Source organism: Sellimonas sp., assembly GCF_047234585.1.
Classification (GTDB): Bacteria; Bacillota; Clostridia; order Lachnospirales; family Lachnospiraceae; genus Sellimonas; species Sellimonas caecigallum.
Window position 1 is genome coordinate 19,574 of sequence record NZ_JBKSWG010000003.1, and the last position, 12,111, is coordinate 31,684.

Below are 12,111 nucleotides of genomic sequence, written 5' to 3' on the forward strand. Positions count from 1 at the left end.
AGAGTGCGGGGCGTTTTTACGTTCATCGATTGTCCATTTTAGCAAATTTGCAAAACCCAACATTTGGACAAATTGTTCCGACATGGTAATCTGGATTTCATATAAAAAGAATGTATAATAAGGGATAAGAAAAAACAGGGAATCAAAAAAGGAGGAACGTGTGACATGCCGATCCGTTATCACGAAGCGACAAAGGAATTTCATTTATATAACGACAAAGTAAGTTACATTATAGCAGTCCTGAAAAATGGACATCTCGGACAGGTTTATTTTGGAGGAAAGCTGCATGACAGAGAGAGTTTCCAGCATTTGTTGGAATTTCGGCCGAGACCGATGTCTGTCTGCGTATACGAAGGGGATCTGACGTATTCTATGGAACATATCCGACAGGAGTATCCAGTGTATGGAGCTGGAGATATGCGATATCCCGCCCTGGAGATCCTGCAGGGAAATGGCAGCAGGATCACGGATTTTGTATACAAAGGGCATCAGATTTATGATGGCAAACCTGTTCTTGAGGGGCTTCCGGCTACCTACACGGAAAATGAGGGGGAAGCGACGACGTTGGAGATCTATCTGGAAGACCAGCTGATCGAAACGAAGATCACGCTGTACTACACGATATTTGAGGCGCTTCCTGCCATTGCCCGCAGCGCCAAGATCCGATATGAAGGGAAAGACAGTGTGATCATAGATCGGGCCATGAGTATGAGTGTGGATCTGCCGGATATGGACTATGAAATGATCGAATTGACCGGCGCCTGGTCGCGGGAGCGGGCGGTCAAGACGAGAAGGCTGGAGCATGGCGTCCAGGGAATCTACAGTATGAGAGGATTCAGCAGCCATCATTACAATCCTTTTCTTGCGCTGAAACGTCCTCAGACGACAGAAAGAAACGGGGAAGTATACGGGTTCAGCCTTGTGTACAGCGGAAACTTTCTGGCCCAGGCGGATGTAGATACGTACGATACGACGAGAGTGACAATGGGAATCCATCCGGATCGTTTTTCCTGGAAGCTGGAACACGGGGACAGTTTTCAGACTCCGGAGGCTGTGATGGTCTATTCGGAAAGCGGCCTCAATGGGATGAGTCAGACTTACCATCAGCTTTACCGGGAGCGGCTTGCAAGAGGGCCGTGGAGAGATCGTGTCCGCCCTATCCTTATCAACAACTGGGAAGGCACTTATTTTGATTTTAATGAAGAAAAGCTTCTTCATATCGCAGATACGGCAAAAGAACTGGGCGTGGAGATGTTTGTCCTGGACGATGGGTGGTTTGGAAATCGAGACGATGACAGACGGTCTCTTGGAGACTGGTATCCAAATGAAAGGAAGCTTCCGGAAGGGATCAAAGGTATCGCGCAAAAGATCGAGGCCAAAGGGCTGAAGTTTGGTCTGTGGTTCGAGCCGGAGATGGTCAATATGGACAGCGATCTCTACCGTACACATCCGGATTGGATCCTGGCTACGCCGGGAAGAAACATTTCTCACGGAAGAAATCAGTATGTATTGGATTTTTCAAGGGAAGAAGTGGTGGAGGCCATTTACGGACAGATGAAGAAGATTTTGAGCGAGGCTCCGATTTCCTATATTAAATGGGACATGAACCGGAGTATGTCGGAAGTGTATTCGGCTGTCGCGAAACCGGAAGAGCAAGGGAAAGTCATGCACAAGTATATTCTTGGGGTATACAGACTGTATGAAATGCTGATCCAGGAATTTCCGGACATCCTGTTTGAATCCTGCGCAAGCGGCGGAGCCAGATTTGATCCGGGAATGATGTACTATGCGCCGCAGTGCTGGACATCAGATGATACAGATGCAGTGGAGCGTTTGAAGATCCAGTATGGGACCTCTTTTGTGTATCCGGTAAGCAGTATGGGAGCACATGTATCTGCGGCTCCGAACCATCAGCTTCTCCGGAATACGTCTCTGGAAATGCGGGCAGGTGTGGCATATTTCGGAACATTTGGGTATGAGCTGGATCCGTGCAGCCTGTCTCAGGAGGAGAAGGATGAGATCCGGGAGCAGATCGCGTTTATGAAAAAGCATAGGAAACTGATCCAGTATGGGACTTTCTACCGTCTGGAAAGTCCGTTTGAAGGTAATACGGCAGCCTGGATGGCCGTGTCCGAAGATGGGCAGGAGGCTCTTGTCGGATATTACCGCATCCTGCAGCCGGTAAACGGGCCATACCGCAGGCTTCGCCTGGAAGGACTTTGTAAGGACAGGCTGTACCAGGTAGAAGGAAAGGCGGAAGCTTTCTTTGGAGATGAATTGATGAAAGCAGGACTTGTTGTGTCGGATTCCGCCAGCGGAGAAAACAAAGAAAAATATAATGGAAAAAACGGAGACTTTCAGGCAAAAATCTATTATCTCAGCTCTGTGAAATAAAGTTTTTCGTCCTTATGGGGATCTTGGCGGCTGAGTCCGCCTTTTTCCCCCTTCTTTTCTTTTCGATAGAGCGTAGGGGAAAGCCCGGTTATTTTTTTGAATGCCTTTGTGAAGGCATAGTTTCCCGAATAACCACAGGAGCAGGCGATGTGCTGAATCGGGAGATCCGTATTTAAAAGGAGCTCAGTGGCCTTTGTGATCCGGTACTTCATGAGAAACTGCTGAGGAGAAAAGTGGACGGTCTTCACGAAAAGTTCTGTAAGGTAGCTGCGGTTGAGAGAGAGATAATCCGCAATCTCCTGGACGGATACAGGATTTTGATAATTTTTGTGGATATACGAGATAGCCTGATTCACGTACATATCCGCCATTGTTTCGTTTTTCCGGAGAGGAAGCGTCGTCTTTTTGATCAGCAGGGAAAGAAACTGGAGAAGTACCCCCTGGATATATACTTCGTTGTGATAACTGATTTTATTGTGGTCAAGGATGTCCAGAATGTAAGATTTTGCCTTTTTTGTATCCGGACAGGAAAAGATCGGGAGATCCTGCTGGATACCGATAAGCTCGAGAAATTCCGGAAGTCTTGGCCCGTCAATGGAAATCCACACATAAGTCCACGGATCTTCACGGTCAGCCTGATAAAAGGAAATCTTGCCGGGCTGGATCAGAAAACCCTGTCCGGCTTCTATCGGAAAGCTTTCTTCGCCGGAAAAGAAGGTGCCTTTACCTTCCGTACAGATGTGAAAAATATAGGAATCTCTTACTGCGGGACCATAAGAATAGAGAGGGGAACATTCCTGTATGCCGCAGAAAAGGGTGTAGATGTCGTGAAAGATGCTGTTGTCAAATTCAGAAAAAGAATAAAGAAAATCCATCGCTGTACCTCATTTTGATTTCATCATAAAATTACTTGCTGAAAATCAGTTGTGAAAAGCATAGCATGGGAAACGACAAAAGTAAACCGATCTTCCGCCGCTTCGATATTTTTCTAAAAAGAAGATTGCGAAAAGAAAACCCACAAGGTAAAATGGAATGATGTGAGCTGAAACAGAAAAGGGGAGGAGAACGATGCAGAATAATATGACAGCAGGAAGTCCGGCGAAACTGATCTTCCAGTTTACGGTTCCGGTCTTCATCGGAAATGTATTTCAGCAGTTTTACAGTATGGTGGATGCGGTCATTGTAGGGAAATTTGTGGGGACGAAGGCACTTGCCGGCGTCGGAGCCACCGGGACGATCAATTTTCTTATCATCGGTTTTTTGATCGGAATGACGGCAGGATTTACCGTACTTACCGCACAGCGGTTTGGAGCAGGGGATATGGACGCCATGAGAAAAACGGTGGCGTCGGCGGCAATCCTGTCTATTATCATGTCAGTCATCATTACCGCGGTAAGCATGCTGGGGATGCGAAGTCTTTTGATTTTTATGAACACACCAGACGATATTTTTGAACATGCATACGGGTATATCATGATTATCTGTGCGGGAATCTTTGCGCAGGTGCTATATAATCTGCTATCCAGTATTTTGAGAGCTCTGGGAAACAGTAAGACACCGCTTTACTTTCTGATTTTGGCAGCTCTTTTGAATATTGTACTGGACTTAGTGTTTATCATTGTCTTTCATATGGGAGCCGCAGGGGCGGCCTATGCGACCGTCATTTCCCAGGGGGTATCCGGAGCTGCATGTCTGATCTATATCAAACTGAAAGTGCCGGTTTTGCATCTGAAAAGGGAAGACTGGAAGATGGATCCACATCTTCTGAAAATCCAGATGGGTATCGGTTTTCCTATGGCTCTCCAGTATTCGATCACGGCGATCGGAGCTATGATGGTACAGTCTGCTTTAAATCTGCTTGGGTCCACGGCTGTGGCGGCGTTTACTGCGGCAAGCAAGATCGAGCAGATCGTGACCCAGGCTTATGTGGCTCTGGGAACAGCCATGGCGACATACAGTGCCCAAAATATGGGTGCCGGTAATGTACGGAGGATCCGAAAGGGATTTCGTGCCGGTACATGGATCGGGGCAGTTTATTCCGTGATCGTTGGTATATTGCTTGTGTTGTTTGGACATTACCTGACTTATCTCTTTGTGGAAGCGGCAGATGTACCGACAGTCATAGGACAGGTACGGATCTACCTGATCTGTGTGGCAGTATTCTTTATCCCTCTTACGGTGGTCAACCTGTACCGGAATGGAATACAGGGGATGGGATATGGAATCCTTCCGATGATGGCGGGAGTCGCAGAGCTGATTGGAAGAGGAGTCGTGGCGGTCATAGCTTCGAGAAAGCACAGCTATGTGGGCGCGTGTCTTGCAAGTCCGATGGCCTGGGTGCTGGCCGGCGGCCTGCTTTTGATCATGTATTTCTGGATCATGCGGAATCTTGAACAGACAATGGGAAATTAGGAGCATAGACAAGAGCTGTCTGTGCGTATAATAAAGGGATGATAGGATTTGGGGGAATAGATGAAGTTTCTTTTATTCTTGTCCGAATGCATCGTCCCTTTTTTGATTTTTATCGTGGTCGCTTATGGAATGATGGAGAGAGTTCACGTATATGAGTCGTTTATCGGGGGCGCAAAAAGCGGATTTCGGACAGTAATCGGCATCATGCCGACACTCATAGGTCTGATGGTAGCGGTGGGGATTCTGAGAGCATCCGGGTTTCTCGATTTTGTGGCCCAAGGGATCGGAAAAGTTTCAGACAGGATCGGATTTCCAGGCGAACTCGTACCGCTTTCGGTCGTCAAGATGTTTTCATCATCGGCGGCAAACGGACTTTTGATCGATCTATACAAAGAATTCGGCACGGATTCCTACATAGGACGGATCGCATCCATATCGATGGCTTGTACGGAGACAATCTTTTATACGATGTCGGTATACTTTATGACCGCCAGAATAAAAAAGACGAGGTATACACTGGCAGGTGCTCTCATTGCCACACTGGCAGGTCTTGCCGCCAGTGTATGGCTGGCGGGGATGATGTGATGCTGGAATTAGAAAAAGCTTTTAGAAAAATGAAAAAAGGGATAGACTTTTCTTCAGATATGAGTTATACTTATATCAAATAAAAACAGTAACTCTTACTGTTTTTTGAGAGAAGAAAGGAGAAATGTAAAATGCAGAAATATGTATGTGAACCATGCGGATATGTATATGACCCGGAAATCGGAGATCCAGACGGAGGAATCGCACCAGGTACAGCTTTTGAAGATATACCGGAAGATTGGGTATGCCCGATCTGCGGAATGGGAAAAGATGTATTTGTTCCGGAAGAATAATAGATGAATGAAAAAACCGGCTGTCTTTTGAGATCCAGTTTGATGGAAGGATCCCAGAGACGGCCGGTCTTTTTATTTGACAGAAAGGTTTTCGAAACTCTTTCTTACGGATTGCCGTGCAGTACATATTCCCGCAGAATGGAAAACGGAACAGGGCCGGCGTCCAGCACCTGTTTGTGAAATCTCTTTTGTGTGAACTCGTTTCCCCAGAGATGGAGAGCTTCTTTTTTTAACTCCAGAAATTCCAGATAGCCGAAGTAGTATTTCGGGTAATTTGCAGGATCAGACAGGATGAGCTGGTAGATTTCGGATATAGCATTTTGATCCGTAATGCCGTAATCGCTGAAAAATGCATCTGTCTCTTCCAAAGACCAGCCTTTGTAATGGATGCCAATGTCCGCAAGGGCGTAAAGCCCAAGGATGATCGAGGCGTTTTTCTGCTGGATGACAGCGGTATCTTTTGCGATCGGCGCATAGTAGTAAGAGATCATCTCAGTATAAGTGGCCCAGCCTTCCACATAGCCCCCAAAGTCCAGTATGGAGCGAAGGGGAGGAGGATCCTGGCTCAGAAAATAGGTCATCTGATACATATGTCCGGGATATCCTTCATGCGCCAAAGTCGTAAAGAGAGGAAGTCCTTCCATGGTGCTCTTCGGGTTAATGTATATCGTATTTTGCTTTTCATTGTCTATGGGTGGAGTGAGATAAAAGGCAGGGCTTAGATAGTCCTGCATGGAGATCGGAACTTCTTTTACGGAGAATGGGATGTCGGGGATATCCGGGAAGGAGGCCGACATCTGTTGTTTTAAATCCAGAAGAATGGATTCCGCGGACGAGTCTTTTAAAATGACCTCCCCTGCAGTGCCGGAAGCTGGAAGCGCCTGCTTCAGCTCTTTCATATCCTGGATGATCTGGGAGGAGGCAAGTTTGGCAAGTTCGTTTACGGAACGGTCGGATCCGGTTTCACGCTTTAGGATTGCCTCGTAACAAGATTTCCCTTCTGGCAGGCTGCAAAGTCCCTTTTGTGTACTTACAGTGCCTTTATATTTTTCAAGAGTTGAAGCAAGAGATTTATAAGCAGGGAAAACCTGGGTTTCTATCAGATCCCGGTTTTTGGAAGTGTAAAGGGCACGCTCGCTGTCTGTGAGCTGATCCATGGCATCCAGCCGCTCCTCAAAAGAAGTATAGAGATAATGTGCATCGCCTAGAGAAACGAAATCCCGGCATTCTTTGATGACCTGATCGGCGCAGGCGTCCGACATGAAGAGACCTGCGCCGGACTTTGCCTGTTCAAACTCTGAAAGGGAAGTAAAGTATTCCTGCATCGTGGAGAGAAGAGCCAGGTATGTATCAATGTCCGTCGTTGTCTGAAAGGAAAATTCGGAGAGAAGGACAGGAAGCTGTGCCTGGATACCGGTAATAGGGCTTAAAGGCTCCTCATATAGAAGATAAGGAGCGCATTCCAGATTTGTCTTCAGATACGACTCCAAAGCCAGGTACGTCAGCTGATTCTTTTCGGACAGATGATCGAAAGAAAAACGCCGCAGTGCGGCGAGCATATTTTCCATGGATGCGGCAGCAGAGTCTGGATTTGAAGGGAAGGATCCCAAAGTAACCGGGGCATCCAGAATGCCGTAGGCTTCCGGATTTTGAAGCGAATAGTGCAGGCTGATGGTATCGGAGGAAACTTCCTGGCGAAATAAGGTTTCCGTAAAGGCAGTAAACTGTTCGTTCTCCGACTTGGATGTAAGGCTTCTGGAAAAGAAAGAATCAGGATCCGAAGATGGAGGCAGTGTACGATAAAGAAAGATGCCTGCCGCCAGAATGAGAATGAGTGCCGGGATAAGCAGCAGGCGTCGTTTCTTTGGAGGAAGGTCTGGGAAGAATGAAAAATGCTTCATGACATGCTCCTGATGGAATTTAACACATTATATGAAAGGGGAAAATACCTCATGCCCATATAACAGAATCTTTTTACAAGGAACAGATGCAAAAAAAGGAAAAGGACGGTATAATGAATTATAAATGGAAAAAAGAGAAGGACAGGAGAGTAGGAAATTATGAACTATATCATCACAACAGATTCAAACTCAGATGTCCCTTCAGATTATCTGGAGGAGAATCACATTCCGGTCATCCCTCAGTACTATGCATTTGGAGATACGGTATATGGGGACGAGCTCAACATGGCTCCAGCGGAGTTTTATGCGACGATGAGAAAAGGCGAGCTGCCGAAGTCTATGGCAAACAATCCAGCTGTGATCCGGGAAAAATTTGAGGCGATCTTAAAAGAAGGAAAAGACATTCTGCACATCGCATTTTCCAGTGCTTTGAGTGGGAGCTGCGATAATGTGATGGTCGCGGCAAGGGAATTGATGGAAGAATACCCAGGCAGGACGATCCAGGTATTTGATTCTCTGAATGCTTCCATTGGGGAAGGAGTGTCTGTATATCGGGCGACAGAACTTTACAGGCAGGGAAAGAGCATGCAGGAAGTGTATGATATCCTGATGGAAGAAAGAAGCCATGTGAATGTATGGTTTACGGTAGATGATCTGCATCATCTCCAGAGAGGAGGAAGAGTCTCAAAGACGACGGCTCTTGTCGGCAGTATGATTAATATCAAGCCGCTGCTTCGTATAACATCTTCCGGGGAACTGAAATCAGACGGCACAGTCAGGGGAAGAAAAAAAGCGCTGAAAACACTTGTAAGCAACATGGAAAGCGCGCTGGATCTGGAACATTATGGAAAAGACCGAATTGTAGGGATTGTGCATGGGGACTGTATGGAAGACGCCCTTTCTGTCAAGATGATGATCCAGGAGATGGGATTTGAACAGATCATCGTCAACGACGTAAGCCCAAGTATCGGTACACACGCAGGGCCCGGCGTTGTGGGGCTCATATTTTATGGAAAAGAAGTAAAAGAATAGGAATTTGAGAAGTGCCGCCTTGACATTTAAAATTTCCTATGCTACGATTTTGGTTACATAAGGAATATTTGATAACGCATCGACGGAGAGAGTAGGTATGTCGGAATCTTTCAGAGAATTCCCCCGCAGGCTGAAAGGGGATAGAGAAAGGCTTGCCAAAGATGGCTCCTGAGCGGCATGGATGAACACAGAGGACTGTGATAAGTCATGATGGGTCCGCCCGTTACAGCGGAGAGTATAGACCGTTCCAATTGAACACGGATGAGTTTGTACTTACAGAGGTTCGTCCCGTGAGGGACGGATGAATGGAAGTGGTAACGCGGATTCGCCTTCCCGGACAGATGTCCGGGAAGGTTTTTTATGTCATAGAAAACTTCGTTTCTATGACATAAAAAACGCTCTGCGAGGATCGCACTGCGGCGAAGCGGAAGATGTCGCTGGAGCGACCCGCCGCAGGCGGCGAAGCCTGCCAAGCAGGCTTTTTTATTCTATAGGAGAGTTGAAGCGGACTTGCCCACTTTGCTTTCTATAGAAAAGTACTTTTGGAAGGAAAAGGAGAGAAAAACATGTGCAGCAATTGTAAGGAAAAAGAAAAGTATTATATCACAACGGCGATCGCCTACACATCAGGCAAACCGCATATTGGAAATACGTATGAGTTCGTACTTGCTGACGCTATCGCAAGATACAAAAGAAGCAAAGGATATGACGTATACTTCCAGACAGGAACAGATGAGCATGGTCAGAAAATCGAATTGAAAGCGGAAGAAGCAGGAGTGACACCAAAGGAATTTGTGGATAAAGTGGCGGCAGAAGTAAAAGGCATTGCCGATATGATGAACACATCTTACGATCATTTTATCCGTACGACAGACACTTACCATGAAGAACAGGTACAGAAAATTTTCAAAAAACTTTATGAAAAAGGGGATATCTACAAAGGATACTACGAAGGAATGTACTGTACACCTTGTGAATCTTTCTTTACGGAATCCCAGCTTGTGGATGGAAAATGTCCGGACTGCGGACGCCCGTGCACACCGGCAAAAGAAGAGGCCTATTTCTTTAAGATGAGCAAATATGCAGATCGCCTGATCCAGCATATCAATGAACACCCGGAATTCATCCAGCCGGTAGCCCGCAAAAATGAGATGATGAACAACTTCCTTCTTCCGGGTCTCCAGGATCTCTGTGTCTCCAGAACATCCTTTAAGTGGGGAATCCCGGTAGACTTCGACCCGAAACACGTTGTGTACGTATGGCTTGATGCCCTCACAAACTATATCACAGGAATCGGATACAATGCAGACGGAGAAAGCCAGGACCTTTTCAACAAAAACTGGCCGGCAGACCTTCATCTGATCGGAAAAGACATCATCCGTTTCCATACGATCTACTGGCCGATCTTCCTGATGGCTCTTGACCTACCGCTTCCGAAGCAGGTGTTCGGTCATCCGTGGCTTCTCCAGGGAGACGGAAAGATGAGTAAATCCAAAGGCAACGTTATCTATGCAGATGAACTGGTGGATATGTTTGGAGTGGATGCGGTACGCTACTTCGTACTGCACGAAATGCCGTTTGACAATGATGGTGTCATCACATGGGAACTGATGGTAGAGAGAATGAACTCAGACCTGGCAAATACACTCGGAAACCTTGTAAACCGTACAGTATCCATGACAAATAAATATTTTGGCGGAACAGTTGCGGACAAGGGAGTAAGGGAAGAAGTAGATGACGACCTGAAGGCAGTTACAGAAGAGACAGAAGGAAAGGTTGACGCAAAGATGGATCATCTTCGCGTGGCAGATGCCATCACAGAAATCTTCAATCTCTTCAAACGCTGCAACAAATATATCGACGAGACAATGCCGTGGGCGCTTGCAAAAGAAGAAGACAAAAAAGACAGACTGGAGACAGTTCTTTTCAATCTCATAACAAGTATTTCAGAAGGAGCAAGACTTCTGGCGCCATATATGCCGGAGACATCCGAAAAGATCTTGGCTCAGCTTGGAGAAGGCCATGTGACAGATAAGCCAGAGATCCTGTTTGCGAGACGTGATCTGAAAGAAGTGATGGAAGAAGTAGAAAAACTGCATCCAGTACAGAAAGAAGAAGAAACAAAAGAGGAAGGTCCGGTCATCGACATCGAAGCAAAACCGGAGATTTCCTACGAAGATTTCATGAAGATGCAGTTCCAGGTAGGCGAGATCATCAAATGTGAGGAAGTGCCGAAGTCTAAAAAGCTTCTCTGCTCACAGGTAAAGATCGGAAGCCAGGTAAAACAGATTGTATCCGGAATTAAGAAATGGTACACGCCAGAAGAGATGGTCGGAAAGAAAGTCATGGTGCTTGTCAACTTAAAACCGGCGAAGCTTGCAGGTGTACTCTCAGAAGGAATGATCCTCTGCGCAGAAGATGAAAAAGGCGATATCGTCCTGATGCAGCCGGAAAAAGACGTTCCGGCCGGAGCAGAGATCTGTTAAGAAAGAAATATGCATATATTTGTAAGAAGGTGTCGCAAAATCAATGTCAATAAGTTAAGGACATTGTAAGAGACTCCCTTATGAAATTTCAAATGGCTGAGAGCAAGAATTTGTGCTTTCAGCCATTCATTGGGATAAAGAATTATGGCGTCTATGAGTATCTTTATCTTCCGGGTTATGAGCAATGGCTAAATCAGAGCCATCACAAGCAAGCAGATGATATCCACGGTACGTACCCATGGATGTGAAAGAAACCTTACGGTTGTGGGAAAAATCTTTTCCTTCTTGAAACAACGGGTCAGGTTTTGCTGGGGTGCTTTGACACTCCCGGCAGCCCCGGTCAATACGATATGTCCCGGTTTTGGAATCTGTTGTAATCTGACCGATCTGAATCATCTTTTCCATGACATTCATAAATAATCAAACTAATGATAACCAATTATTGCAACTAATTTCGATCCCTGTGTGACATAGGCAATATTCCTTCTTAATTCTTTTAGGTCCTCAATTGCTTCCAGCTGAAGAGAGTTTAATTCAACCTGATATGAATTGAAGAATACTTTATATCTCTCAGAACAAATACCATCAAGAGCATTAAAAAAAAGACTTTCTATTTCGTTTAAAGAAATTACCTCACAAGGTAAATACCCAAAAATGTCTGTAACCTTATAATTTGCAGATTCCATTTCTACCTCTCTACTACTTCTTGTGCCGATCCAAAATAGGCAGCATCTCCGGCTATTGTAGTCATTATTACATTAGTATGTAGCATTACCGGTGTCAACTCCTTCTTTCAAACTTCGGCTTGTGTTTCTTGAGCCATTAAGATAACCCGTAAACGATTTATTGTAATATGTTTTATAAATATTAAAGTATTTATTTGCATAATAAAATTGATATGAACTTTTTTTGCGCACAATTACCTTTCCGTTTTTTATTTCCCTTTATTATATAGACGCGTGAAAAATAAAAATATTTCGCTTTTTTCGAAAATAGATTTGACAATAA

General features: G+C 45.5%; 9 protein-coding genes. 6 read left to right on the forward strand and 3 right to left on the reverse strand.

Annotated elements, in window-relative coordinates; genetic code table 11:
- Nucleotides 1–165: 165 nt before the first annotated feature.
- Complete coding sequence (locus ACLROL_RS01550; protein WP_288723872.1) at nucleotides 166–2,394, forward strand: alpha-galactosidase; 2,229 nt, start codon at nucleotides 166–168, stop codon at nucleotides 2,392–2,394.
- Here the strand turns inward: ACLROL_RS01550 and ACLROL_RS01555 are convergent.
- Nucleotides 2,373–3,269, reverse strand: a complete 897-nt coding sequence (locus ACLROL_RS01555; protein WP_087202772.1) for an AraC family transcriptional regulator — start codon at nucleotides 3,267–3,269, stop codon at nucleotides 2,373–2,375. The genes ACLROL_RS01550 and ACLROL_RS01555 overlap by 22 nt on opposite strands.
- Before the next feature lie 193 nt (nucleotides 3,270–3,462).
- On the opposite strand from ACLROL_RS01555, the gene ACLROL_RS01560 reads away from it, so the two are divergent.
- The 3 genes from ACLROL_RS01560 (at nucleotide 3,463) to rd (ending at nucleotide 5,684) form a co-directional block, all read left to right on the forward strand.
- A complete protein-coding gene (locus tag ACLROL_RS01560) occupies nucleotides 3,463–4,806 on the forward strand; it encodes an MATE family efflux transporter (protein WP_221920373.1) in 1,344 nt (447 codons plus the stop codon).
- A 60-nt stretch (nucleotides 4,807–4,866) separates the two neighbouring features.
- Complete coding sequence (locus ACLROL_RS01565) at nucleotides 4,867–5,391, forward strand: spore maturation protein (protein WP_087202768.1); 525 nt, start codon at nucleotides 4,867–4,869, stop codon at nucleotides 5,389–5,391.
- Between the two features lie 131 nt (nucleotides 5,392–5,522).
- Complete coding sequence (rd, locus tag ACLROL_RS01570; protein WP_087202766.1) at nucleotides 5,523–5,684, forward strand: rubredoxin; 162 nt, start codon at nucleotides 5,523–5,525, stop codon at nucleotides 5,682–5,684.
- A 104-nt stretch (nucleotides 5,685–5,788) separates the two neighbouring features.
- On the opposite strand, the gene ACLROL_RS01575 is transcribed toward rd, so the two are convergent.
- The gene (locus tag ACLROL_RS01575) at nucleotides 5,789–7,585 is read right to left on the reverse strand and encodes a DUF885 domain-containing protein (protein WP_413067218.1); all 1,797 of its coding nucleotides are present in this window, start codon (nucleotides 7,583–7,585) and stop codon (nucleotides 5,789–5,791) included.
- 159 nt (nucleotides 7,586–7,744) lie between these two features.
- Between ACLROL_RS01575 and ACLROL_RS01580 the strand changes: the two genes are divergently transcribed.
- Together ACLROL_RS01580 and metG are read left to right on the forward strand one after the other, a co-directional pair.
- Complete coding sequence (locus ACLROL_RS01580; protein WP_087202763.1) at nucleotides 7,745–8,617, forward strand: DegV family protein; 873 nt, start codon at nucleotides 7,745–7,747, stop codon at nucleotides 8,615–8,617.
- Nucleotides 8,618–9,183: 566 nt separating this feature from the next.
- On the forward strand, nucleotides 9,184–11,103 hold the full coding sequence (gene metG / locus ACLROL_RS01585; protein WP_087202794.1) for a methionine--tRNA ligase: 1,920 nt from the start codon (nucleotides 9,184–9,186) through the stop codon (nucleotides 11,101–11,103).
- Between the two features lie 425 nt (nucleotides 11,104–11,528).
- Here metG and ACLROL_RS01590 read toward each other — a convergent pair whose 3' ends face one another.
- Nucleotides 11,529–11,789 carry a hypothetical protein gene (locus tag ACLROL_RS01590; protein WP_413067219.1) on the reverse strand — a complete coding sequence of 87 codons (261 nt, stop codon included), beginning with the start codon at nucleotides 11,787–11,789 and terminating at the stop codon, nucleotides 11,529–11,531.
- Between the last annotated feature and the right edge of the window lie 322 nt (nucleotides 11,790–12,111).